Origin of the sequence: Rhodococcus sp. I2R, assembly GCF_020889545.1 — a bacterium.
In the GTDB taxonomy this organism is placed as follows: Bacteria; Actinomycetota; Actinomycetes; order Mycobacteriales; family Mycobacteriaceae; genus Rhodococcoides.
This window is the reverse complement of the sequence record NZ_JAHUTG010000012.1, coordinates 100,423-126,696: the sequence shown is the minus strand read 5'-3', so window position 1 is coordinate 126,696 and position 26,274 is coordinate 100,423. Positions and strand designations below refer to the sequence as shown.

Annotated in this window: 13 protein-coding genes and 1 pseudogene; 9 read left to right on the top strand and 5 right to left on the bottom strand. The window is 58.6% G+C overall.

Annotation, left to right across the window (positions count from 1 at the left end; genetic code table 11):
- The first annotated feature begins 29 nt into the window (after positions 1 to 29).
- Positions 30 to 683 carry a response regulator transcription factor gene (locus KVY23_RS14635; RefSeq protein ID WP_230557206.1) on the top strand — a complete coding sequence of 218 codons (654 nt, stop codon included), beginning with the start codon at positions 30 to 32 and terminating at the stop codon, positions 681 to 683.
- Positions 684 to 854: 171 nt separating this feature from the next.
- On the opposite strand, the gene KVY23_RS14630 is transcribed toward KVY23_RS14635, so the two are convergent.
- Positions 855 to 2,099 carry a DNA cytosine methyltransferase gene (locus tag KVY23_RS14630; RefSeq protein ID WP_268995124.1) on the bottom strand — a complete coding sequence of 415 codons (1,245 nt, stop codon included), beginning with the start codon at positions 2,097 to 2,099 and terminating at the stop codon, positions 855 to 857.
- Between the two features lie 271 nt (positions 2,100 to 2,370).
- Between KVY23_RS14630 and KVY23_RS14625 the strand changes: the two genes are divergently transcribed.
- The 5 genes and pseudogenes from KVY23_RS14625 to KVY23_RS14605 all read left to right on the top strand — a co-directional run.
- Positions 2,371 to 7,074 carry a DEAD/DEAH box helicase gene (locus KVY23_RS14625; protein ID WP_230557204.1) on the top strand — a complete coding sequence of 1,568 codons (4,704 nt, stop codon included), beginning with the start codon at positions 2,371 to 2,373 and terminating at the stop codon, positions 7,072 to 7,074.
- The gene (locus KVY23_RS14620; RefSeq protein WP_230557203.1) at positions 7,058 to 8,791 is read left to right on the top strand and encodes a UvrD-helicase domain-containing protein; all 1,734 of its coding nucleotides are present in this window, start codon (positions 7,058 to 7,060) and stop codon (positions 8,789 to 8,791) included. The genes KVY23_RS14625 and KVY23_RS14620 overlap by 17 nt, the downstream gene beginning before the upstream one ends.
- Positions 8,791 to 11,925: a helicase-related protein gene (locus KVY23_RS14615; protein WP_230557202.1), complete on the top strand. Its 3,135-nt coding sequence runs from the start codon at positions 8,791 to 8,793 to the stop codon at positions 11,923 to 11,925. The genes KVY23_RS14620 and KVY23_RS14615 overlap by 1 nt, the downstream gene beginning before the upstream one ends.
- Position 11,926: 1 nt before the next feature.
- On the top strand, positions 11,927 to 13,666 hold the full coding sequence (gene drmB, locus KVY23_RS14610; protein ID WP_230557201.1) for a DUF1998 domain-containing protein: 1,740 nt from the start codon (positions 11,927 to 11,929) through the stop codon (positions 13,664 to 13,666).
- A gap of 177 nt (positions 13,667 to 13,843) precedes the next feature.
- Positions 13,844 to 14,215 (top strand): annotated as a pseudogene (locus tag KVY23_RS14605) (IS1380 family transposase); the annotation flags it as partial.
- Positions 14,216 to 14,620: 405 nt separating this feature from the next.
- Here the strand turns inward: KVY23_RS14605 and KVY23_RS14600 are convergent.
- Complete coding sequence (locus KVY23_RS14600; protein WP_230557200.1) at positions 14,621 to 15,553, bottom strand: hypothetical protein; 933 nt, start codon at positions 15,551 to 15,553, stop codon at positions 14,621 to 14,623.
- 25 nt (positions 15,554 to 15,578) lie between these two features.
- Positions 15,579 to 17,192 (bottom strand): class I SAM-dependent DNA methyltransferase, encoded by a 1,614-nt coding sequence (locus KVY23_RS14595; protein ID WP_230557199.1) that lies wholly within the window; start codon positions 17,190 to 17,192, stop codon positions 15,579 to 15,581.
- Between the two features lie 400 nt (positions 17,193 to 17,592).
- On the opposite strand from KVY23_RS14595, the gene KVY23_RS14590 reads away from it, so the two are divergent.
- The gene (locus KVY23_RS14590; protein WP_230557198.1) at positions 17,593 to 19,719 is read left to right on the top strand and encodes an AIPR family protein; all 2,127 of its coding nucleotides are present in this window, start codon (positions 17,593 to 17,595) and stop codon (positions 19,717 to 19,719) included.
- A 274-nt stretch (positions 19,720 to 19,993) separates the two neighbouring features.
- Here KVY23_RS14590 and KVY23_RS14585 read toward each other — a convergent pair whose 3' ends face one another.
- Positions 19,994 to 21,685, bottom strand: a complete 1,692-nt coding sequence (locus tag KVY23_RS14585; protein WP_230557197.1) for a DEAD/DEAH box helicase family protein — start codon at positions 21,683 to 21,685, stop codon at positions 19,994 to 19,996.
- A complete protein-coding gene (locus tag KVY23_RS14580; protein ID WP_230557196.1) occupies positions 21,682 to 23,256 on the bottom strand; it encodes an AAA domain-containing protein in 1,575 nt (524 codons plus the stop codon). The genes KVY23_RS14585 and KVY23_RS14580 overlap by 4 nt, the downstream gene beginning before the upstream one ends.
- 329 nt (positions 23,257 to 23,585) lie before the next feature.
- Here KVY23_RS14580 and KVY23_RS14575 point away from each other — a divergent pair, with 329 nt between their 5' ends.
- Both KVY23_RS14575 and KVY23_RS14570 read left to right on the top strand, forming a co-directional pair.
- Positions 23,586 to 25,373, top strand: coding sequence for a lipase family protein (locus tag KVY23_RS14575; RefSeq protein ID WP_230557195.1), 1,788 nt, complete (start codon positions 23,586 to 23,588; stop codon positions 25,371 to 25,373).
- A 264-nt stretch (positions 25,374 to 25,637) separates the two neighbouring features.
- Positions 25,638 to 26,093 carry a hypothetical protein gene (locus KVY23_RS14570; RefSeq protein WP_230557194.1) on the top strand — a complete coding sequence of 152 codons (456 nt, stop codon included), beginning with the start codon at positions 25,638 to 25,640 and terminating at the stop codon, positions 26,091 to 26,093.
- Positions 26,094 to 26,274 lie beyond the last annotated feature (181 nt).

Sequence of the window (26,274 nt, the reverse complement as noted above, 5' to 3'; positions counted from 1 at the left end):
TCGGAGTCGCGTTCTAAGCTCAGCGAACCATGACAGCGCCAGCCGTGATCACCGTTCTGATCGTCGACGACGACCCCTTCGTTCGGCGTGGGGTGACCGACATCTTCGCGAAGACTCCGGACATCTCAGTGGTGGCCGACGTAGAGGACGGCGACCAGGTGCCGGCTGCGGTGGCGGCGTTCCGGCCGCACGTAGTACTGATGGATCTTCAGATGCGACGGGTCGGCGGGTTGGATTCCACTCGCGAATTGATGGCGCTGGCCCATCCACCGAAAGTCATTGCGATGACGGCGATGGATGTGGACGATCTGGTGGTACGGGCCATAGAGGCGGGGGCGCACAGCTTTCTGAGCAAGAGCGAGGCACCCGAGACGTTCCATCAGTCGGTTCGAGCGGTGGCATCGGGCAACACGTTGTTCAGTGAGGATTCGCTGCGGAAAATTGTAGCAACAGCGGTGTTGCCAGTGGCCCCGACATCGGTGTCGATGGACCTGCTGAGCCCGCGAGAGCGAGATGTGCTGCGTATTCTGGCTACTTACTCTACCAACGCGGACAGCTCCTCCGAGCTGTATCTCAGCGAGACGACGGTGAAGTCCCATATCTCCGGGATCTTCGTCAAGCTCGGTGTGCGCAATCGAGTCGAGGCGGCACTGGCTGTCTTTCGAGCAGGCATGGTCACGTGAGCGAGCCGAGCCAGAAGCGCTGATCGCCAATCGATTTCCTTTTCCACGTATCTCGCTCCTTGTTGGTACCTTCCCTCTGCCCGAATCGATTGCACAAGGAGCCACGTGACCACACCGGTTGCCGACCAGCCCGCAACGAGCACGCTGTCCGGACATGTGTGCGCCGATGACCTAAGAAGCGGCATCGGAGCGCTCCGTTGAACCCGTTCTTGTAATTCCGCAAACACCGCCACGTGATTCCAGCCACTTGGCGTTAACAGCCCCGTCGAGGAGTTCACCGTCGACTGTCGCATCCGTTGCGGCCGCTAGCACGTGAGCCGCAAGTCGTGGGGGGATCGCGTTTCCTATCTGCTGACCGACATCGTTACCCGACCATGGGTAGTCGAGTGGGAACGTCTGCAACCGTCCAGCTTCCTGCAAAGTCAGCTTGGTAGTCGTGCCATCCGCCATCTCGAGTCGGTTTCGGGTGACCTTGCCCGTAACCGTTGCGGCAGGCTCCCCAGAGTCGCGCCTTCCTCGGTTCTTAGGGTCACCGCCGCTTCCGTAGTTCGAAACCACCGTAAAACCTTCACCGCGGCCGAGGGCCTCGTTCATCGAAACCCACGGCGCCAGCCCCATCTCGGCTTGCCGGGGTATTCCCTTGCGGAAATGCTGATGCGACGGATCTGGCAGCTTCACAGAACCTTGCCAGCGTGCGACCAGTATGGCGCGACGGCGCGTCTGGGGCACACCGAACTGCTCTGTCCTCAATATCCCGCAGTCCGATCCATACCCCTGTCGTTCCAGGACCGTCCGGATTGCCTGCCAGATCGGCAACACAGCAGGAACCTGCTCCATCACCACTGCCTCGTACGGACGCTTTAGACGAATAGCCTGCAGTGTCCATCGAAGCGGCTCGAGCACCAACCCCGTTCGCTCGTCCTCAAACATCGCCAGACTGGTCGATACGTCTGCACCACCTGCCATCTCATCCACAAGCGCAAGAACCTCTTCTAACGCATGCCTACCTGCTCCGTTCCCCGCGAGTGTGTAGGTCTGACATGGCGGACCTCCAGCGAGGATTGTCGCGTCAGGAAAGTCGTGAGGACCGAAGTCTCGGACATCGCCCTGCACAGTCAGCAGTCCTGCCGAAGCCCTGGTGGCGCAGGCATTGCGGTCTAGTTCGATTCCAGTGGTCTTCATACCTAGCCATTGAGCCCCTACATCGAGTCCACCTGGGCCTGCGAACAGATCGACCACCTCATGACGGGAAGGAAGGTCGTTCTTACAGGTGGTCACAGCACTGAATCGTATCTGGATGCCCGACCGAATCGTGTTCAACCCTGCTGTCGTTGCCGACGCGAGACGCCGGGCCACCACCTCTCCAAGACGGAGTGAGGGTTGACGCCTCGATTCCTTGGCCAGCGACCCTCCCATAGAACTTGAGCGGGCCTCACACCGCAGTCTGCACGTAGCCACCATTCGCGGCGCAAATTTGGGTTGTTCGCCTACGGCAGGGATTCAACCGCCGGTTGCGACGCAGATCGGGGTTTGCATGCGGAAACCGCCCATCCGAGGCTACTCAACAGGTACAACGGACAAGGAGACCGCCCGGAATGCCTTCAGTCCTCATTGTCGGTAACGCCTGGTAGCCATTTGGACATAGACAAGCAGAGGGTGCCCCTAGCACCCTCATCACGGAGGCTCGATGCGCGCGCAAAGCTGGTCCACCCCAAGTCAAGAACTCATAGGTCTCGTCAATGACTTTCACGCGAAATGCGTGCAAGTGTACCGCCAGGATGTCAACCGGGTGCAGGAAGACGCGGGCAAGGAGCGAGGGATAGCCGAGGGCGGCTACGGTCGCAAACAAATTCAAGAGCTGGTCCAGAACGCCGCTGATGCACTTCGTGGTACTCGAGGGCGGGTCCAGGTTACTCTCACGGACGATGCGCTCTACGTTGCCAATCAAGGTGAGCCGTTCGAAGGTGCCGGTGTCCGCGCGCTTCTGTACACACATTTGTCCAACAAAACCGGAGACGAGATCGGACGGTTCGGACTCGGCTTCAAATCAATCAGCGGAGTATCTGACGGCCCACAAATATTCAGCCAAACCGTCTCTTTCGAATTCAGCCGACACCGAACCGCATCGGAGCTCACGGAGGAATTGGGGCAGGACTTCGACGGCGTTGATGTGCCTTCGCTTCGGCTTTCCTGGGTCATCGACCCGACGCTAGAAATTCGCTCCGACCCTTTGCTTGCCGAGATGACCAATTGGGCTGTGACCGTGGTCAAAGTGCCGCTCAAGCCTGGCGCAGCAACACACCTTTCGGAAGAGATTGCGGAGTTCGACGAGTCCTTCAGCTTGTTCGCGCCACACGTTCGTCAGCTGGACCTTCGCGACTATGTCTCCGACGAGGAACGATCCTTTTCCGCGACCAAGAAGGGCAACCGGGTCACGCTTACCACTGAAGACGGCGAGCGCGAGTGGCTCGTCCTTTCGCGCGAGCACAAGCCGTCCGAAGCAGCGCTAGCTTCTGCTGGCTATGCAGCACGTCGAGATGCCGTAACGGTGAGCTGGGCCGTGCCAATCACTGGCAAGCTTGGCCTCGGACAGTTGTCTGCCTTCTTTCCGGTCAAATCCGACTTATCGCTTAGTGGCCGGGTAAACGCTCCGTGGAAGCTCTCCGACGATCGAATAAATGTCATCGAATGCGAATTCAACCGAGAGATACTTGCAGATGTCCTGCCTCAACTCGTGGTTGAAGGACGGAGGGAGTTGGCTACGGCAGGTTCGTACGGCAGATACATCGACGTTCTTCCAGCCCGCGGGCGTGAGGTGCGAAGTTGGTCCGACGGCGTGCTCAACGAGCCTGTGTACCAGTCTCTCCGAGATGCGCGCTGCCTTCCCGATCTTGATGGTCAGCTTCGGTCCGCGAATTCCGTGCGTCGCGTGCCCAGTGAGATTGTGGGGAATTACACCGAACACTGGCTGAACATTACGGGAGCCCGCAGTGAGTGGGTTCACCCCGACTGCACGGCTAACAAAGATCGAGTGTCGAAGGTAGACCGCCTGATGCAGGACAATGCGCATCGGGTTGGGCGCATCATCAGCTGGATCGAGGCTGTTGTCGCTGTTCCAACTGCCCTGCAGTCTGCCGCAGCGATCGAGCTTGCAGCTGAAATTGATGCGCTGGGTGGAAACGCGCATCTGGACGTGCGCGACTCCCAGATCGTCCTCCTGGAAAACGGCAAACTGCAGCAACCGGTGCGCGGGCGCTGCTTCATCAGAACTGACCCCGATCAAGGCGGAGCGGTGTTCATCGATGGTGATGTCACCCGTTCTGCATCGACCCTTACCGCGTTACAACATCTTGGAATCACCTCGTTCGAAGATGGCGGCGAGATGAGCCAGCTGATGTCCACCCTGGTTCGCGAAGGCGTCGTCGACTGGGACGCGCTCTGGATCGCGATGAGGGGGTCGGGCGAATCATCGGTCCAGGACTCTTTCGATCGCATTCTGCATGGCCGCGCAGAAAAAGTTGTACGTGTGAAGAACGGACGCTCGGAATGGGTGCTTCCCACGGATATGTATCTCGCCGGGGATTTTTTGAAACAGATCAAGGAAGACGCGGCTCATCTCGTGGATAGCGCTTACCATGCTGCAGACGCAGAGATACTGGCGCTTCTTGGAGTCCGGCCGCGACCCGTCAGAGACGCAACACAGCCCCGAGAAAAATGGTTAGGCCGATATCTCAAAGAACTCAAAGAACACGTCGGCGAACACATGAAGCTGGGCATTCAGGCCCGTGAGAATCTACACGTGGACAACATCGATACTGTTCTACGACCACTCCAATGCCTCCCCGAACTCAGTCCGACTAACCGAGCCGCGCTTACCGTAGCGGTATTGAAAGATCTGCACGATTCGCACATTCGTATTTCTCACCCCTCGGTGGGTCAAGCTGCCCGATACATCGCACCGGAGCTTTGGTGGGTCAAGAATGAAGGGATGCTCCCAACTGGCCTCGGCATAGTTCGAGTGTCGAACGCGTTCACTCCGACGGTCGAACTGGGTGAGTTTCAGGGTTTGCTGCCTACAGCACACATTTCGGAGCTCAGCGACGAAATCTTCAAGTTGCTGCGACTCCGAACTGACATTGCAAAACTGAGCGCTGCGGACTTCCAATGGCTGGTCGATGTGCACAAGGACCGCGACGACATCGAGCGCGTCGGACGGGTCTACGGCTGGTGGTGCCACAGTCACACTGAAGCCGCACCGCCCACGATCTGGGTCCGACAGCGAGGGACCTGGGCGTCTGCCGCCACGAGCCAAGTAGCAGTGGCGCCGAATGTCGAGGCCCAGCGCGACCTCGAAGAATTTGGCATCCCTTGCGTGCTGCTGGATACCGCTGAGGACTGTTACAACCTGCGAGAGTTCTGGGGTTGCTTAGAAGGTCGGGAGCTACCCCTCACTTACTCCTACGAAACTAGCGCAGAGCCAACACGTCTCGTGGAGTTGTTCGATATTTTCGACGAGGCCGATCTGGACGACGACCCAGATGACTTGTCAGTCCAGAAGTGCCTTTCGATCAGCAAGGTTGCTGCAGTTCCCGGCAGACCGGAAGTCCGGGTCGATTGTCACTACGGTCGGGAAGGCGACACAATTCTTGTCACAGGTGAGGACGAGAGGGACATTCTCCAACAAGTCCTTGCCTGCCTCGAATTGGACGACTCGCGCGAACAGGTTGACTCATACCTTGACGCCCGGCAATACAAACGTGATACCAAACTCATGCGTCAGATCCGAGGCGCAGCCGACGACAGCGAGCGGCTTCTTCTGTTCGCGGGAGAGGACAGGTTGAAGGCCCTCATCCCGAAGGATGCCCTCGACTACCTCAACGCCACCGCCGGCACCCTGCTTACCGGACCTGAGCTGACAAGGCTTTGCATCACAATGCTCGGAACCCGTGCGCTGGAACGTGTTTGCAGGGTTGAGGCTGGCGGTCTTCCGGTCACACCACCCTCGACGTGGCACGGGTCCTACCAAACTCGAAAGTGGGTTCGCGAGCTCGGCTTCGGAGACGAGTGGGCCGGGCAGAAGACCGGGCGCCGAAACAAGCCGACGGAGTATATTGAGGGCCCTACAAAACTGGAACCACTCCACGACTATCAGGAAGCTGTCTCGAACCGTTTGCTTGGCATGCTGATCGGTGACGGCCCGAACCGAGGAATCGTGTCCCTGCCCACCGGTGCAGGAAAAACGCGCGTCGCAGTCGAAACGATCATCTATGCCATTCGCGGCGGTGCGATGGGAGGGTCCACTACAGGCGTTTCCGGCCCCATACTCTGGCTAGCCGACGGCGAAGAGCTCTGCGAGCAGGCGATCGATGCTTGGTCTTACTTGTGGCGCGCCGAGGGCCAGCAAGATACTCAACTGGCGCTCAGCCGGTTTTGGTCGAATTACGAGACAGAAGAGGAAAGCGGTGGCGTTCAGGTCGTCGTCGCCACCTGGCAGAAGATTCTGAAACGGGCAGTGAATGAACCTGACTTTGCGTGGCTTGCGGACAGCCCGTTGGTGGTAATCGACGAAGCGCATGGGGCTCTTCACAAGTCGTACACCCAGATCCTGGAATGGACCGGCAGGGGCAGCCGTGAGCGAGACAAGCCGCTTCTGGGTCTGACAGCAACACCGTTCCGGGGACGTAAGGACAGCGAGGAGACAATGCGTCTTCTCAGACGCTTTGACGACAACCTGCTCGACGATGGTGTGTTCGGTGACGAGATACCGCAGGTCCGTCTGCAACGCGATCGAGTTCTCGCGCGTGCACGCCTTGAGATCCTCCACGGCGTCTCGATCGAACTTTCGGATCAAGAATTAGAAGAGTTCCGCAAGAAGTATTGGATGCCCAAGAATGCGGAAAAGAAGCTTGGACAGCGCGAGGACCGCACCCGGACCATCCTTGACTCCATCTTGAGCAAACCCGACGACTGGCCGATCGTGGTGTTTGCCGCGTCCGTTGAAAATGCAAAGACACTCGCAACCCTGCTGACGTTGCATGGGCGACCCGCTACCTCGATTGATACCGACACTAGCCCAGACGACCGGAGAAGTGCGGTGCAGCGCTTCAAGACCGGTGAGCTGCGAGTACTCACGAATTACGCCGTACTGTCCCAGGGATTCGACGCGCCGATGACCCGGGCCGTATACATCACCAGGCCGACCAGCAGCGAAGTCCGATATCAGCAGATGATCGGAAGAGGGCTTCGTGGGCCGAAAAATGGCGGAAGCGACGAGGTCCTCATTGTCAATGTGCTCGACAACATCGTCGAGTTCGGTGACAGTATCGTGTACGACAGTCTGACGGAGATCCTCGAAACGGAAGAGCCAGAGGTAGGTGCACATCGATCTTGACGAATCCCAGCGACTAGTCGTTCACGCGGGAATGTCGGACCGCCGCATCGTCGTGGCCGGCCCGGGCGCGGGAAAGACAGCGACCGCTGTTGCGCTCGTCGAGGACATAATCTCTCGTACGAGTGGTGACCAGGACGACGATTCGCAGGTGCTTTTTGTATCGTTCTCCCGCGCTGCGATCGCCGCGTCGATCTCCGCTTTCGACAGCGGACTCCGGGGAGCCAACGAAGGCGTTGTCGCCATGACCCTGGACTCCTTAGCATGGGAATTGACCGACACGACCGGAAATTCGTTCAGCGATCGGATTGACTTCGATCAAGTTGTAGAGGCTGCCACTGATAAGGTGGCTCTCGACTACGATGGAGAGTTGGACAATGTCGTCCACTTGATCGTCGACGAGGCGCAGGACGTTACCCGTGTCAGGCGAATGTTTCTGCTCGCACTCATCGATCGGCTACCCGAAGACGCTGGATTAACCATTTTCGGCGATCCTCTACAGTCCATATACGAATTCCTCGACGCTTCAGTACTCAGCGGTCAGCCCGCGTGGGATAGCCTCTTATTTGGCCTGCAAGACCGTGGGGTGACCTCGTTGCTGACTCTTGACAACGAGTACCGGGCCCGGCGGCGCGGTCCCAAAAAAGTATCGTCGACAGCTCGCGAGATGCGGCGCGCCAGCGAGGCCGAACGCCTCGAGATGCTCGACGACTTGGTGACAAACCTGTCACACCTGAACACCGCGCAATTTGCGCACCTGGGGAGCAGCTGGGCTGGCCCCACGGCCGTTCTGGTACGCACGAACGCGGAGGTTGTAGCGCTCTTCGACGAGCTAGCGAAGTTGGGTTTGCCGTGCCGTGCCAACCATCGAGATACCCGGCAGATCACAGCCGCCGCGTGGGTAACCGACCTCTGGAACGCAGTGTCCGGTCAGTCCGTATCGATGGCGGCCTTCTACGAGTTCGCGTCGCATCGCGACGACGTGGATGTGGGCTGGTTTCGACTCCTCCTTCACGCAACCCACTCGGGGTCGATTGTCAGCTGGGAATCGATCGTGCGAGTGTTGTCGATCGGTCTCGATAGGGCACAGCCTTGGTTCGCGCGTGACGCGAGCACAACGGTCGTCAGTACCATCCATCAAGCGAAAGGCCTTCAATGGGACAACGTGGCAGTCGCCGATGTCCCTGCGCTTCTCAGACCAGTAGGCAAGCGAGAGCCCGAAGGCGAGCTTCTATTTGTAGCCTTGTCTCGCGCGCGCGACAAAGTTGTCGTACTGAATTGGGAGAGCGCTTACTACAAGACTGCTCCAGGGAGCAACTTCATGTATCGCCCGCACCCGGCGTTCGACTACGCAATCGAGGTGCTGGTAACCCCAGAGGACTTGCGTATTGACGACATGATCGGAGGCGGCGATGGTCAATCCCGTCTGCGATCGCTCGTACCTGGTGAGCGAATCGAGTTCGAACTGCTGTCTTCCGGGTCGGGTTGGCCGAGCTACCGCTGCAAGGTGGGTGGAGATGTCGTCGGCGCGACGACACCCGAGTTCGGTGTGAAGCTCTCTAAAGTGCTGCGAGGACGCTGTTCTGGCGGGTGGCCGCAGCTCGGCAGCGTCGCGCTGGACGGTGTCGAATCGAGATGGTCCACGACAGAAGGTACGCGGTTTTGGTTGCAGGCTCGGCCATTTGGTATGGCTCAGGTACTACGAGAGGGACCAAGTTAATGCCCGAAGACCTTTCCCAATGGTACGAGGCGCGCGACTGCATCGCCGACAGCTTGGAAGATGAGTTGATGGGTCCGGCCGACGGACCCATCACCGAGTTCCCATTGAACAGAATCATTGTCGGGATTCTTCACCCACAAAAACCCGAGAAACCGCACGAGATCGAGTATCACGAAAAGCTTGAGGCGGACGAACCGCTGGAGGATGCTCGGTCGTCTTCCGTCGATGTAGGCGTGACCGAGTCGGCCGTAGCACGGTCCCATGCGCACAAGCCGTCGTCTATGGGTGTGACTTTCAGTGTAAATTCAGTGGAGACCACATCAGTCCGCGTCGATGTTTTCGCCCGCCGCTACGAAGAGCAAAGCGACGGATCATGGTTGCCAATTCACGTTGCGACGGTCAAAACAGTCGAAATAGACTCCCCACGACCTCGCCAGGTAAATATCACCCTCGCTGAGAACCTTCAGCTCAGAGGCGTAGTACGTAGCCCGGTTGACGACATCGTTCGAATTACGTTGTCGTTGGTAAATACGAATGTTCAGAGCGGAGGCGAGGGCCACGACGACCCGTCCTGCTGGTTCCGACCATCAATCGCCGTGTCGACAGAAAGTGGCAAATTCGTCGATCGCCGGCGTCAGCGAGACGTAGCCAGTACTGACCCCGATGTGCGGTCGTCGGAGTTCTTGTACCGAAACGAGCCAGCCCTAGCCATCGGTCACGGGTGCGCTGTCTCATGGGACGAAACTGCCACAGACGTAACTCGACTCCGCACGACTTTCCTCCCCACTCATGATGTGCGCCTCGCTCGGCCGTCGGGCGGCGACGAGGACGATCCATTCGGGTCCTACCAACTCATCATGAACGACCTGGCGGCAACCGACGACCGAACACAATTGTCGAGCATGGTCTCGGCGTACGAACTGTGGATCGAGGAGCGGCAGGCCGAAAGCGATTCACTGCCTCAGTCGTCTCGCGATGCCGCGGTTGAGCACATCGACATGGCGAGGGTATGCGCCCGGCGGATGAGAGCCGGTATTGCGGCACTCGACGACCCCAAGGTGGGCCTCGCCTTCCGCCTGATGAACGAAGCGATGGTGGCACAGCGAGAGGCACAGGACAAGGCGCGCGGCGAAGCTCCCTCAGCCCAAGCATGGCGACCATTTCAGCTTGCCTTCATTCTTATGAACGTCCCCGGCATTGCCGACCCGACGCACAGTGACCGGGACGTAGTGGACCTGCTGTGGTTCCCAACCGGCGGCGGTAAGACCGAGGCCTACCTTGGATGCATCGCACTGACTGTTCTGCTCCGACGATTTCGGCGCGCCAGCGATGGCGGGGTGTCGGCGGTCATGCGATACACGCTTCGCCTCTTGACCAGACAACAATTCGAACGTGCGGCAGGGCTTATATGCGCGCTCGAGCTGATCAGGCGTCGCGACCTACCCCAATCCAAAGAAATCACCCTAGGTCTGTGGGTCGGCGATAAAGCTTCGCCGAACAAGGTCGAGGACGCGCGGACGATTCTCAACAAGTACGCATCGGGCGAACAGCCGGAAGGTTCGACACCGGTTCAGCTCCTGCGCTGCCCGTGGTGCTCCACAAAACTAACTCACAAGAATTATCATATCGTCGACAAGAGCGAGCTTGTAATTCGATGTCCGAACTATTCGTGCGAATTCCGCGATGGCCTCCCGTGCTTTGTCACCGACGACGATGTTTACCGCATACGACCATCTCTGATAATCGGGACAGTCGACAAATTCGCACTTATGACGTGGAGGTGGCGCGTCGGGTCACTTCTGTCGGTCGACGGTCCAGATTCGAGGCCTGACCTAATCGTCCAGGACGAGCTGCACTTGATATCCGGCCCCCTGGGAACGATGGTCGGCCTCTATGAGTCGGCGCTGGATTTAGCATGCACGGATTCCGGACGTCCGAAAGTGTTGGCGTCGACCGCTACGATCCGGCGGGCGCAAGAGCAGGTAAAGAGAGTCTTCGATAGGAAGTCCGTTCAGTTTCCGCCTCCCGGCCTGAACCCATCCGACAATTATTTTGCTGTCGAAGCGACTCCCGAGCAAAAGGGAACCCGCCGCTATGTCGGGGTGATGGCGCCAGGCACAAGCCAAGCAACTCTTCTGGTGCGCCTGTACTCGGTATTACTGCAGTCGGTCCGCGAATTAGAGACTGACGACGCCGTGCGAGACGATTACTGGACCCTGCTCGGTTATTTCAACAGTTTGCGAGTTCTGGGATCTACGTATCTCCAGGTCTTAGACGACGTACCGGACCGCATTGGGGTCGTCGCGGCTCGACACCAGTCCGAGGCCAGAGCTATCTCCCAGGAGCCAGTCGAACTGACCTCCCGTGTCGACCAGACCAAAATACCCACAGCGATGGGGAGTTTGGAGACCTCGTACCCATCGCCACACAGTCCTGACGTGGTCCTCGCAACCAATATGATTTCGGTTGGTCTCGATATCGACCGCCTGGGACTCATGGTTGTCGCCGGGCAGCCACAGAGTTCGTCCGAGTACATCCAGTCGACGAGCCGCGTCGGTCGACGACACCCCGGTCTCGTGATAGTAGCGCTCAACGCTCAACGTTCACGAGACTCGTCCCACTACGAGTCGTTCATCCCGTTTCACCGCGCTCTCTACCGCGAGGTGGAAGCTACCACGGCAACACCTTTCGCATCGCGTGCGCGCGACCGAGGTGCACACGGCACTCTCGTAGCCGCAATCCGCCTTTTGATCCCGGGTCTACGCGCAGACAACGCGGCCACCGCCATTACAAAGTATCCCGGCGAAGTACGACAAGTTGTCGACGCGCTCGTTGCACGAGCCGAACGCGTGGCACCCGACGAGTTCGGGGCGTACCGGGATCAGCTACTCGCCTATATCAATACCTGGGAAGAAGCGGCCAATCGGAATCTGATTGACGAGTACGGCAAACTCGCGCACCCGAGTGCCAAGCGGCAGAGCACTACAAAGCCACTGCTGACCTCGGCGAGTGGGAATTCGCAGCCCGCTAGCTACCCAGTTCAGGAACCTGCGTGGCCCACACTATCCAGCATGCGCGATGTCGACGCCGAGACGCAATTGTACGAGAAGTACCTGGCAAGAGAGGCTCAATAAAATGGCAATCGGTAGAAGCCTCAAAGGTCGACGACCACCTGTCAAGGCCACGGTTCGCCGTAGCCAGCTCATCAACACGTACGGCGTCGGTTCGATCTTGCCAGTCGAGTCCGAGAGTTTCATTGTTGCAGGCCTTGACAATTGGAATCCCCGCCCCGCCGACGAAATCGACGAGCCGAGGCTCTGCGGACTACTCGGGGTCAGCCGTCTGTACTCTCCTCCGGGCAGCGAGGGTGGAAGCATGGTCCCGATTGCTCGGTTCCCCGAATGGGTGTACTGCCCAAATTGCTCGCGACTGGATAGATTCTGGCGGCTAGCGGACAAAGTGGAAGACCGGTACATCAACAAGTGCCGCCATTGTGTGACAGCGAGACTGGTCCCGTCTAGATTTGTCGCATGCTGCACGAACTGCCACATTCAGGACTTCCCGTACCGGTACTGGGTGCACCGCGGAAAGGCGGATATCTCGGACTCGGAGCACGCCCTGCGGATCGAGGCCGACGCAACCGACTCGACTTTGGCTGGGATCACGATTCGGTGTAGCTGCGGACAGTTCCGAACCTTGGAAGGTGCGCTTGGGAGCAACTCATTGCGAATGCGGTGCGGAGGGGCGTCGCCCTGGCTCGACGGCGACCGCGTGGACTGTACCGAACAACTGGTGGGGCTGCAGAGAGGTGCCTCCAACGTGTGGTTCGCCGACGTGCGTTCCGCGCTGACCGTCGACCGGACCCAAACCGACATCGAGCGCGTTCTCGAGCGAATTTCGCCGGAGCTTGCGGAGTTCAACGAAACCGACGTGGTGGTGATGCTGGGCCTGCGGGCTCGGCAATATCACGTAGATGAGCAGGAGCTCATTTCTGCGTATCGCGATCATAGTGCCGTACCACCGTCGTACGAAGACGCCGCTAGGCAACTCCGCGCAGATGAATACGAGGCGTTGGGCAGGTCGCACCCAGAGATGGACGGAACCGAGACCTTCGTCTGCGAACCAACGGTCGTAAACGTGCTCGGGCCTATCCACGATCGCATCGAACTGGTCTCGAGGGTAACGCGCCTACGCGAGGTACGTGCCCTTCGAGGCTTCGCGCGAGTCAGCACCGTAAACGACGCCGTGGCCACTTCTCCTGGATCGTTAACGAGGAAAAAATCTACCTGGTTGCCGGCGGTTGAGGTCTTGGGTGAGGGCATCTTCATCCGGCTAAGCGACACCGCCCTCGCGCGCTGGGAGCGACAGAAGCTAGCGCAGGACCGCGCTGATGCGCTCACACAGGCCATACAGGCTGCCGCACCTGAGCGCGTCGGCTTAGTGCCTCCAGTGTCATCCCGCTTCCTGCTGCTCCACTCGCTATCACACGCACTTTTGAACGAGCTCGCCCTGGACACGGGCTATCCGGCATCATCCATCCGGGAACGCATCTATGCGGACAAAGGGCAGTCGGGGATTCTGCTGTATACCGCTACGGCGGACGCTGCTGGCAGCCTCGGAGGGCTGTGCTCGTACGGAACTGTAGAAAACGTAATACGCATCTTCCAATCCGCTACAGAGCGAGCCGAGTGGTGCTCCGCCGATCCGGTTTGTCTCGAGTCGATGTCGACCGGAGCGGGCGCGGCTAACTTGGCCGCATGTCACTCATGCCTCCTCGTACCTGAGGTGTCGTGCGAGCACCAAAACAAGCTTCTCGACCGCGCGTGCCTGGTGGGCCAAGAAGCTGATCCGTCTGCTGGATTCCTGTCAAGCTAAGCCTCGATCCACCGATGAAAGTGCGAGGTAGTGGGGTATCGAACTGAAGAAAGTGCGCTCCGACCTGGGATGATTTGAGTTCGCAAACAAAAACCGAACCAGACCAACAGGACACTTCCAGTTCGATCATCCCACAATTTCCATCCCGATTCCGCGAAGTTCGACGACGACCACCTCGTGTCCTGCGCCGGACTTCTGCCGATCAGGACCCTCGCCGACCAGACCGGACTGGCCGACCTCCTTGCTGACAAGGTGTCGCTCACGGCTCCGAAGATCGCATCGGGGGTCGCGAACCTGGCACCCAAGATAACCGCCCTGATCGCAGCGATGTGCGCCGGCGCAGACAGCATCGACAACGACATCGACCTCCGTCGATCCGGCGGCACGAAGCACCTCTTCGACTCCGTATACGCACCCTCCACCGTAGGAACCCTGCTGCGTGAGTTCACCTTCGGTCACAATCGCCAACTCGAATCAGTTCTACGTCAACACCTCGTCACCCTCGCTGACCGCACCGACATCCTGCCCGGCATCGCAGACCGCGCGTTCCAAACATTTATCATTTAATGCGCACGCCGGATCGTGTCGAGCACTTTGTGCAGATCCTCCGGTAGCGGGTCTGCTGCGGTGATGTGGCAGGTCCCCGGTAATCGGACCACGGCGTTCTAGTGTCCTGAGTCATAAACAACGCCGCAGTTGATAAACTACGGCTATGGCAACCCGAGGTCCGCGTCCTGCGGAGATCACGCTACGCCACTGAATTGGTTGCTGCAGTTGACAACTGGATGAACGTCTACCAAACTCGGCGTAGGCACTCCACGATCGCGATACTGAGCCCCACCACGTACGAACAGTCACTGATCGCGGATATCATGGCCGCGTAGAAACTGTCCACTTTTTTTTGGGGGGGGTGAACCTCACACCTCGTGACTACAACCTAATGACACGCAACAGCTAGCACCCAAAAGCGTCGCCCGTCTCTTCCTCTGCGTCCTCGGCCACTGCCTCCGCACTCGACATGAAAATGTGGTGCCGTCCGTCACTTGTCAGATACGAAAGGAAATCTTCTCTTAATTTAGTCGAACCGATATAGTAGTTGCGAAACGGGGCCGAAATCATGTCGGCCACATCCCGGGTTTTGGCGATTGGGATTCTTATTTCATTGAACCTTTGACCGACATCTTCTCGATTTGTCTGCATAAAGACAACTCGATCCCATTGGCGTCGAACAGCCTTCAAACTCATTGCCCAGAGAAGGTAGAAGTTGTCGAATTCGGCTACCTCAGAGGCATGCAGGACGAGCATTTCCTTGGTAAGAACTATTCGCTCTTGACCAGGCATTAAGACGGCGAAGTCACCAATATTTTTACTAGTTCGAATTGGCGTCACGAGGTCGTAGGCGGAAAGACCGGATTCAGGCCCGCGCCAAAATTTGCGGGCAACAATTTCCGAGACGCGATTAGTCGGATTTATGTTGACTTGACCAGCCCTGATATCGGACACCTTGATATACGGAACCAAGCCGGTTCGCATATCCGCCGACGGACTGCCGTGACCCGCTTTCGCAATGACATCGCCGCGCTCTATCAACTCACCGAGCGTGACGCTCTCAAAGTCTTTCAGCTCCGGAGACTGCAGAAGCTCCTCAAACTCTTTGACGGGTCTATCGTCGAAGTAGATAGGTACCGCCGTGATCGGAGATGACTGCTCACCGACTGGAATCCACCTGCTTGTCGCTGTCGTGTCTGATCCGCTGGTCAAAGCAGCAACGTCTTCGGCAACCTTGTCGTCGATCGAGGCAGTCCGGGTGCCAGTCAGCGGATCTATGACGAAGAGCTCGTCTCCATCTTTATTGACGCCCACGGTCGGCGCGAAAGATACAAACACCTTTCCATCCGTGAACCAGCTCGGCTTATGCATTTGTTACTCGCTTCTCGAACACATAAAAATTGGTTTTGGCACGGCAAAATCCTTGAAACGCCTCCATTGGAATATTGACCATTCCCCTCAATACAAACCGTGACTCAAGCCACTCAGTCAGCCAGCTGTAGGTCGACGAGAAGAAATACGTCTCTGGGAGAACAATCCCCAGACGACCGCCGTCCATCAACAGTTTATAAGAACGCTCCAAGAATACGAGGCCGATCTCAAGATCGACATACTTAGCATTCCCCCGTTTCGCAATCGAGTATTTGTTTCGCGCCAGGTCGTTCTTACCGACTTTCAGATTCTGCCCGAATGGCGGATTCGTCACGACCACGGTAAAAGACCCGTCCCTCAAAGGGGCAAATAGATGAGGGTAGTCAGCCATCCATCGGTCCTCACGGATCGAGTCACCGGCGTGGATATTCACAGAACCGTCCCCTAGGCTCACCATAATCGCCCGCGTCAACTTGACGTTGATTGAGTCTTTGTCCACGCCGAAGACGTTTCTGTGAGCCCAGCTTCGAGCGTTGGCTTCGGACATGGATCCACTGAGAAGGCCGGCCTGTGTTATTTTCAGGAATGCATCGACCAAGAACCCGCCGGTACCACAGGCCGGATCGATTATCTTGTCCCGAGGGGTTATCTCCAGCATATCGATCGCCGAGGAGATCACTCTCTCTGGAGTGAAGTACTGACCTTCACCTGCTTTGAGATTAGCCCGGCGAAATATTTGAAATGCAGACGAAATCGCGTCCGGTTTCACGCCGACCAAATCCAAGCCGGATAGCTCGTAGACAACCTCATGGATTGTATGATCGTCCAGTAGTAGCTTGTTGTCACCTACGTCAGTAAATACTTCGGGCCTAAACTTGACAAGTTGTTCGAACTGTCGACGTACCCCTTTTGCAGTTTCAGCCTCGCCGGCGGACGCCAACTGGAACTCCAATGGACTGTCTGGAGAGTGCGATCCTGCTGTGTCTGACTCTAGTTTTAGAAGCAGTAGATTGCATAGCTCATTCAGTTGAGTCTCTGATCGGGTTGCGCGACTATCTCGGGCTACAACCACATCTAGCAATCTCTTGAAGGTTGATTTCAAATTGGAACTGGTAGGAACCACCAAATCCGCGTACGTCAGCGGGACATCGTTGGACTGTTCGAGGTTCTCGCCCGGACGTGGAAGGTTGCCACCGGGCACATGCTTGAACGTTCCATCCGCGAGCTGGTAAACCCGGATTGATTCATGTCCGTTTGTCCAGTACCCGAGCCTCGCGCGAGGTTCGCGAGCCAGATAGATCTCCAACTGCGACGTTCCGGACGAAATCGTTGGAGCTTTGAACTCGAATATTACAGCGAGGTATCTCCAATCTCCTGCATGCTCGGCACTGTCGAAGAGCGCTAGATCTACAGGCCAGCCGTCAAATCGAACTCCGTCTTCCCTCTTGGAAGCATCGTGCGGCGATTTGGGAACTCTCCATTCGGGGCTCCACAGCAGCTGCTCCCCGTCCCAACCTAGCTTCTTCAGGTCTTCGAGTATCGGCAGACGGACTTGCTGATGCTCCGGACCGCTGAGGGCGCGGCTTACGAAGGTCTTTTCAGTCACACACACCATGCTAGTCGCCGCAATCCAGCCACTAGACGCAGCGTGGCCGTCAGCATCTAGTGGGCGGGCAGTTCAGGTTTCCCAACCCAACCCAACCGGACGGAGACGTACAGAGTTCCTTCCGGTGCCTTGCAGGGGACCTATGACACGCCACCGCGCGGACCACAGCAACCAACTCCTTGGCCCCATCCTGCCGCCACGATGTCACGCAGAACTACCATCTTTCCGACCGACATCCTGGCGGGATCAGTCTGGATCGAAGCTTCAGTCACCCGCCCGCCAGCTGTCGGTGCGCCTCCATGTCGATACCTCAGTGGCAATCTCTAATGGGTAGACGTGCAACCACAACTCCAAACCCCCTGTGTATCCTGAGTCCGCAGCGCCAAACTATGCTATGGAAATGTCCGGTTCAAATGCAGGAATGCCAAGTCAGGTCCGTCAGCTACGCGATGCGCTGGTGAACGAGTTTGGCGATCTCATCGATCTCGACGATCTGCCCGCGGACAGACGTGATCGGCACAGTTCCGCATTCTTGACACGCGCATTGGCTGCGCTTTCCGCGCGAATGTTGTCAGGTTGCACGTCCGTAGAAGCCGCGGCCTCGGTCATCGACGGCCGTGATGACTACGGGATCGACGCCGTCATCGCGTCCGATAGCGCCCCCGTCATCTGGCTCATTCAATCGAAATGGAATGAACGCGGAAATGCATCTTGCGATACCGCGGCAGCCAATAAGTTCATCCGCGGATTCAAAAAGTTGGATGAGCACGAGTTCGATAAATTCAATCTGAGATTTCAAACAATGGTACCGAAGATTAAGTCAATTCTTGTCAATCCGAGCTGCACAGTCCATTTGGTACTTTCACTGATGGGCAACGATCCAATCCACCCAGACGTCGAGGAAATCTTTGACGATGCAGCCAATGACTTTAATTTTTTTGGACGCACGGTTGAACACCAGACACTTCTCGGAAGAAATTTTTACGAACAGATTCGTGCCGACATCGCTCCACAACCTGTAGACATAATGGCCACTATGGACTCCGGCTGGCATTACCGCGACACGCCGTTTGAGGCATACTATGGTCTCGTCGCTGCTGACGAGTTAAGTTCATGGCACCAGAAGTACGGCGACAAGCTCTTCGCGAAGAATGTTAGAAAATCCCTTGGTCGAACCAGGGTCAATAATCGGATTGTCGATACGCTGGAGAATGAACCTGATAATTTCTGGTACTTCAACAATGGCATTACAGTAATTTGCGACAGCGTGCAGAAAGAGTTTTTCAAAAAACGCGCATCGGGCGAGCCTGTGAGGCTGACTTTAAAGAACGCGAGCATTGTAAATGGCGCTCAGACCGTAGCATCGATCAGCCGCGCAAATCAGACCGAGATAGCGGACGCGTACGCCACAGTACGGGTGATCAGCCTAGAAGACACGCCAAGAGATTTCGCAGTACAAATTACTGAGGCCACAAATACGCAAAACCACATGGAAAAGCGTGACTTTATTGCAATTGACGATACACAGGAAAAGATGCGCGAAGATTTTGAACTCTCACTGCAGAAGACCTACACATTCAAGCGCGGTGAGATGGATCCGCCGTCAGACCTCGGATGTTCAGTTGTCCATGCGGCAGTAGCCTTAGCCTGTGCGCACACCAATCCGGTTTGGGCCATGCAAGCGAAGCATGATCCAGATCAACTATGGGAAAAGGGCAGGGGAGGTGCATACACGATATTGTTCGGTAATTCGCCAAGCGCGCTGCAGATTTGGAGGTCGGTTCAAGTAATGCGAAAAACGGGCGCAGAGTTGCACTCGATTCGCGAGTCACTTGTCGGCCGGGCGGCAGCAATTACAGATCATGGCGACCTTCTGATCTTACATCTGGTCTTCCAAAGCCTAAATACGGAGGGAATCGATGACCCCGATTGGGATTGGGACGCAACAGTCGAGGCGATCCCGGATCTTGTCAATACAATTGTGTGGCAGCTTGTTCACAGCTTGAACGAAGAGTTTGGGTCAACCTCATTTGTTTCGAGTACATTTGCAAGTTCCGATCGAGTTCTACGCCTGGTGAAAACGGTTGGAGAAAGCTTGCTTTCTATGTCAGCTGGCCATGTTGATATTTCTGAATTCAAGAAGAAGCCGCGCGCGGCAGCCAAGAGGCGGCCAAACACTGTCCGTTTGTTGAGAGATTCCGATGCCATTCCGTTCGGCACAAAACTCGAATTTGTAATTACAAGCGAAACTGAGCGAGACGCAATCTCCGAATGGGTGAACTCCGACGAGCGGCGTAGCTCGGCAACATGGTGTGACAACGCATCGAAGCCATTGCGGTGGGAATATGACGGCCTCAGTTATTCCCCCTCGGGTCTGACTACGCGCATCTGGACCCTCGCAGGCTGGGCTGATGCATGGGTTGCAGTCCAGGGACCACGCCAGTGGTCGGTCCGGGGAGGGGAAACGCTCGTTGATCTAGCCGATGCGATTTGGCGCGAAATTGTCTCGTCAGACGCTAGTGATTAAATTAAAACCTAAACTACACGCAGTGGGTACTAGGTCGCTCAACCTATGCGCGGTCACAAGTAATTCGGCAGCAATGGTGCGGGACAGGTCCACAGCATTCCAGTCGCTTGCAATTCGGTGGAGCGCTCAGACAACCAACCAAACCTTGGTAGCGATGCCTCCAGCGGGTTTCGCAAGCACCGTATGCCGATGGGACCTAGCCCGTCCGGATGGGGCTCGACTTCAGCAGGGAGATCTGCTCCTCCGTCTACGGGCTTGAATATCGAATTCTCTATTAGAACCGCACTCGATTCCGATGCAGTATTCGTCCGCACTCGCGCTCCAGCGACTTCAACCCACGCTTCTCGAGGCCCTCGATGAGCATCCGCTTGAGGTTCATCTCCGCCGCCACCTGCGACACTGTCCGTGGCTTCGCCCCGTCGATCCCGTACCGCCGGATCAACACCGACGCCTCCCGCACATCGATGGCAGCCAGGCACCGCAGAATCCCGTCGAGCTGATCCGGCGTCCCGTACTGCGCCTCCGACAGAATCTCCTTCACCGTCCGCGTCCGCGCCGCAGACGCCGTCGTCGGCACCAACTTCGACTGCGGAATCACGATCGGCTCGATCGGGGTCGGCTCCACCGAAGGCTTCGGCAGAATCGGCGCGGACTGATCCAACCAACTCGCCAACACCGCGCCTGCATCAGCGAGCTCGACGTCCACGACCTCCTCGGCCACACCCGTCAACTCATCCAGAAACGCCTCATGCGCACCGAGACTCGGATCCTCGTTCGTCCCCGCCACATACATGATCACGAACGCCGCAGGCCGACCATCCGGCTTGAGCCGCAGAATCCGACCCATTCGCTGGATCATCTGCCGCTTCGACGAACTGCTCGCGATGATTACCCCGACATCCACCGCCGGCACATCGATACCCTCATCCAACACCCGCGGCGCCACCAGAGACGTCAACTCACCGCTACGGAACTGCTTCAGAATCCGCGTCCGCCCCACCCGATCCAAATGACTCGAATACTGATGCGCCGCCACCCCACCAGCCTGGAGAACCTCCGCGCCCTTCGCCGCAGACTCCTTCGTCTCCGAGAACACGATCGACCGCTCCGACTTCGCCAACCCCGGCGTGATCGACGCTAACGCCTGCAACTTGCCCTCACAGTGCGCCAGCAACGCCCGCCGCCTACTGAACGCCGACAGATACCTACTCGCCACCCGACTCGACGGCAGATGCCGCTCCTTGCTCAGATCCACCGCGTTCTTCATGAACTCACCGAACGGCTCAGCCGCACAGCCATAGTCGTAGATCAGCGTGTTCCGCAGCGACTTCGCCCTCTCGTCCAATTCCTGGAACTTCGCCGCCTCGTCAGCCGAGAATGGAACCGCCACCGTCATCACCCGTACCGGCGCCAGGATCCCGTCCCGTCTCCCCCGCGCCGCGTCGCAGCCCTTGACCAGGTTCTCGAAGTACGGCATCAGATGCGTATCGACACCGTCGTCCTGACGCTCCAGCGTCGCCGTCAACCCGAGGCGCTCCTCGAACCGGTTGATCAGCACCTTCGCAAACGAACCCGCCCCATAGCGATGCACCTCGTCCGCGACCAGCAACGCACCGGTCCGCGGCATCGGCGCACCAGGCCGGATCGCCGACTGAATCGTCGTGATCAACACGTCGTACAGCCGGAACGTGTCATTGTGCCCATTCCCCCGTCGCCCGATCCGCACACTCGGCAACGCCTTCACCATCGCCGTGTACCACTGCTTGAGCAGATCGATGCTCGGCACCACCACCAACACCTGACGGCCACGGCTGACCGAGTCCAGCGTTGCCGCCAACCCCACATGCGTCTTCCCGGTGCCGGTAACTGCCTCGACGATCGCGCGATAGCCAGACGACACCCACTTCTCGAACGCTTCCTTCTGCCAGTCCCGCAAACCCTCGGACCGGCTCGCAACCTGCGTCATAGCGTCAACCCCTGCGGCCGAACCCATTCCTCGACACCCTCACGTTTACGTCTGGCCAACTTCTTGAGCGAAACCAGATCCCACAGCAGTTCATCCGCCTTCGTCCGCGACAACCCCGTCACTCGCTGACACCGCTCCAACGTCAACGGAGCATTCGGACGTGCCGCAGCGATCGCAATCTCGCGCGCTCCCGCCCACGATGCGACCGGCAGCGCATCCAATTCGGCTTGCAGCGAGCGGCTTCCGGCAACCGCTACCGGCTCGGTCGCGACACCCGCCGACCGCTGCCGACGCGGCACGGCATCCGGCGTCGGAGCAGGTGGTCTTCTCTTCGACGCTCTCAATGCGTCGTCGCGAGACTTGATCTCCGCCAACGCCTCCTGCACGGCTTCGGGCGTGACCTCACAGTCCTCCACCGTCTGCGCGACGGAGAACTTGTTGCGCTTCTGCGAATACCGAATGGCCGCGATGAGATCCTCACGCGGCATCGCCCGAACCGGCGTCGGTTCGGCATCGTCGGCGTCGTCGAACTCGGCTTCCGCGTCGTCGAGGTCGGTGGGCTCGTCCTCGTCGACAGGTTCGTCGACGGTTTCGATGGCCTCAGGCAGCGGCGCGAGATCGACCTCGACGGTCCGGGACGGAGCGGGCGCTTCGACGGTGACGAGCTCGACTGCTTCCTCGTCGGGTTCGGCGTCGTCGGGATCACGTACCAACGCGATCGGCGTCCACGTCGACGTTTCCGATCCCTCGACGACCACCGCTACCTCGTCGGGCAGGATGCCGACCGAGTCGAGCAGTTCGGTGATGGTGTCGAGAACTCGTTCGCGGTCGAGTGCGAAGTCCGACGCCCGAACCCGGTGGAACAGCCAGCCGCTACGTCGCAGCTCGAACTCGCGCTCCATGCGGTCCAGCAGCTCGTACGAGTCGACATGACTGTCGTCGTCGCATTCGATGGCGACGCGCACGGCGGCTCCGGTGACGACCAGGTCGATGGTCATCTCGTTGACGTCGACGCGTGGGTTGACGTGGTAGCCGCGCTCGCGCAGTTCCAGGAAGACCTGCTGTTCGAACACCGAGCCGAAGTCGGGGTGTGGGGATGTCGGCGACACGGCGTCGGGCATCGCGGGAACCGGAACCGTCGGCGCGGCCTCGACGTAGGACAGCAGCGACCGTCGTAGATCGGTGGCCGCCAGTCCGTCGGCCGTGACGGAGTGGAACAGCCACAGCTGATCCCGCGCACGAGTGGCGGCGACGTTGAAGCGTCGCTTGAACATATCCGTCGTCAACGCCTTCGAGGACGAGCCGGGTGCGATGACCATCGACAGGAACATCACGTCACGTTCGTCGCCCTGGAAGTCCGGCGGTGTGCCGACGCGGATGCGTCGCTCGTCGATCTGCTCGGACGGGACGCGCTCGAAGATCAGCGACCGGATCAGATCCGCTTGCGCCGCACCCTGGAGGACGACGACGCCGAAGGTTTTGTCCTCGTAGTCGGGTTCGGCGAGGCAGATCGCGAGCTGGTCGACGAGGGCGGTCGCCTCCGCCGCGTACTTATAGGGAGAAGGTGACAAGGTTTGGCGGGTGCCCAGCGCTCGCGCGGACCGTGGGGAACGACTCGAGCTCTGAAAAGCCACCCTATCTGCGCGTTTAGATCTGTCGGCGGCCAGGAACGCTCGCGACCCGGAACAATTGGCTTGAGATTCATTCGTTCGAATGACGACAGCACCCGCTGCGAGTCACCCCGTGTCGACGTCGATATCGATCGATATCGACGTTTATGGGATTTTTTCCATACTTGGCCAACTTGTGTTCGCAAACGGGCGACCGCTGGAAGCCTGACTTCGGGCTGTAGCCTCGCTCGCAAACCCAGAATGCACTGCTCTCCGGTCGAAGGACATCGATGAAGCTGATCTACCTGCACGGCGTTGGCTCAGGTGACACGAGCCAGGCGTGGCTCGAAGCACTCAACACGAGTTTGGCCGCCCAGGACCTGCCATTGATCGACCGGGCGGACGTGATTGCACCCCACTACAGCGACATCCTCTCGTCTCCGGACGCCGAGGCGAGCATTCCGAAGTCAACCGTGAATACCGAGAAGTCCGATCGTTCGGCAGAACGAGCTCAGTTCATCAACCGGCAGATCGAAGCCGCACGGGTGGTTGGAGTCGACCCATCGGCGCAGAGTCTGGGATTTCCACTACCCGACCTCGCCCCGTCGGATGCGATGCTGGGTGCAGTGGCGAAAGCTATGCCCGACAAGTGGTTCGCTGGTGAAGTCAAGCAGATTCAGGCGTACGTGCACCGCAAAGGACTTCGTGGCGCAGTACTGACGCGAGTCTTAGAGTCGATACCTGAGCACGGCGAGATAGTCATAGTGGGCCACAGCCTGGGAAGCGTCGTGACTGTCGATCTATTGTCTCGGTTACCGATAGATCTGTCGGTCCGCCGTGTGGTCACAATCGGAAGCCCCGCACACACCGGATTGTTCGCGGTGTCTCGTGGCGAACTGATCGGCAACTTTCCCTACGCGCGCACCAATTCGTGGCTGAACTTCTTCAGTGGCCGCGACCCCGTCACTCGCGCCCGCGGATTGGCGTCAGTGTTCGCCGATGTGCAGGATATTCGAGTAAGTGTTGGCGCCATCGGTCACGGCTCTGCCGCCTATCTAGGGTCACCTTCTGTGGCGAGAGCCGTCGGAAGCGCGTTCCACCAATCCGCGCTGACACCACGCCGCACCACAAGGGTGAGGACGGCACTGACCGACGACACGGCCGCGCTGATATTGGAATTGCACTATAGGTACGCGGTGTCCGACGCGATCACAGATTCCAAGACAAAGGCCCGCTTCATCGAAGCGATCCGCATCAAGCGCCTCGACCTGGTCGCCCAGATATGGGAGGCAGACAAGGCGGGACTACCCCTTCCCCGAGAGCTGCACTTGCTCGCCGAAGGCACAACTCCGAAAGTACCCGACCACTGGAGTACGGCCGAGATAATCGAGCAGCTCACCATTCTCGCGTTCAGCAACCTCACCACGCCCTTCGAGATCGATGTCTCGGACCCGCGCTTCAACGCCCTGCCAGATTTCGCGGAGCAGATCGGATTGACCCGAGACTTCGGCACTACTTTGGCGGGTTCGCTTCGCAAATTCAACAACAAGTTGGCGAAACTGGCTAAGCCTGGAACGAATTGGCAGCGATGGGCGATCGCAGGAGCAGGTGTCGCGGTTATTGCGATTGGGCCTATTGGTCTCATTGCTCTGGCACCGGCGGGAGCTGCGGGAGCTGCGGCTATGACGGGTGGCCTTGCTGCACTCGGACCTGGCGGCATGGCCGGCGGCCTTGCCACGATCGGAGGAATCGCTGGAACGGGTGCAGCAATTACGACGGCAGCAACTGTTTCCGGACGCCGAGGAGATCATCGCTTGAGCTCCGAGGAATTGTTGCTCGCCGTTGCCGTTGCGTATGCACAGAAAAAACTGGGCCATGACTTCGACGACACTCTGTGGATGACGGCGTCGACTGCAGTGGCCGAACTATCCGCCCAAATCAATACGGTCGAGGCGCTCAGTGATCCGAAAGCACCATCGGTGGCGGCGATGGTCGCCGAGCGGGACATGATCCAGAACCTGGTTCAGCTAATGGAGTCAAGCCATCTCACGCCGGAGACCGTTCGCGCATCGCTTTGACCTGAATCGGAGCCGCTTCGACCACAAGGGCAATATCGTGCCCATTTCGTCGGACGCAATGCGACCACTACAGCTTTCTGTTCCATGGCGACGATTTGCCCAGTAGCGAGAGCATTCGCGAGCAACGGAAGCATCCATGAGGTAGAGCTCTAGCAGCGCAACGGCCTTCGAGTCGGCACCGAACTCACCGCGGGCGAACACCCATCCCTCGGCCTGCTGTTTCTCTGCGCCGCCTGGCAAGGCAGTCACCGCCACCGCAAGGCAATGCGACGGTTTCCCGACGTCAGCAACCCGCACCTTCGACACCCGGACAAGACTCCATTCGCCAAGACCCTGGCCGTCCTCGACAATTGCATACGCAACAGGGTGGTCCCGGACTTCCCCGACGGGTCCTGGTCCGGCTGGCCGGACGCTCCAGGCGTCGGCGTGGCTTTGATGGCCACCTTCCTATGGGACGTCAAGGCACCAGTGGAGGGCGGGCCGGTGCAATTGATCAACCAATTCGCCGTCTCCACGCTCATCCACGAGGGCTGGCGGGAAGATCCCGCTGTCACCGGATTCACTCGCCGCCGCTACGACCGCTACGTCGAACTGCTCACCGGCTGGTCGAACGAGATCGGCACCAGACCCGAACTGGTCGAAATGTGGCTCGTACAGCGCTGGAGTGCTCGGCTCCACCAATCCCGTGACGGAAGCTTTTCTGCTCCGACTCTGTTCTGAGGCCGGGAAACTCCGCGCCTTGCCGACAACGCCTGTGCGACAGTATGGAACCGATCAGGCGGCACGCGCGTCAAAACCCAATGACAGATTAATTCGGTCGGCGCGACGCGGGGGCTTTCGGCAATGACGCCGGGAGCCTAATCGACTGTCGCCCATCCACATCACTGACGGCAGTGAACGG

Bases quoted from the DNA above. Each gene is read 5' to 3' on its own strand.
- KVY23_RS14570 (WP_230557194.1), top strand. From the start codon at position 25,638: ATGCGACGGTTTCCCGACGTCAGCAACCCGCACCTTCGACACCCGGAC.
- KVY23_RS14615 (WP_230557202.1), top strand. From the start codon at position 8,791: ATGCCCGAAGACCTTTCCCAATGGTACGAGGCGCGCGACTGCATCGCC.
- KVY23_RS14635 (WP_230557206.1), top strand. From the start codon at position 30: ATGACAGCGCCAGCCGTGATCACCGTTCTGATCGTCGACGACGACCCC.
- drmB (WP_230557201.1), top strand. From the start codon at position 11,927: ATGGCAATCGGTAGAAGCCTCAAAGGTCGACGACCACCTGTCAAGGCC.
- KVY23_RS14590 (WP_230557198.1), top strand. From the start codon at position 17,593: ATGTCCGGTTCAAATGCAGGAATGCCAAGTCAGGTCCGTCAGCTACGC.
- KVY23_RS14575 (WP_230557195.1), top strand. From the start codon at position 23,586: ATGAAGCTGATCTACCTGCACGGCGTTGGCTCAGGTGACACGAGCCAG.
- KVY23_RS14630 (WP_268995124.1), bottom strand. From the start codon at position 2,099: ATGGGAGGGTCGCTGGCCAAGGAATCGAGGCGTCAACCCTCACTCCGT.
- KVY23_RS14585 (WP_230557197.1), bottom strand. From the start codon at position 21,685: ATGACGCAGGTTGCGAGCCGGTCCGAGGGTTTGCGGGACTGGCAGAAG.
- KVY23_RS14625 (WP_230557204.1), top strand. From the start codon at position 2,371: ATGCGCGCGCAAAGCTGGTCCACCCCAAGTCAAGAACTCATAGGTCTC.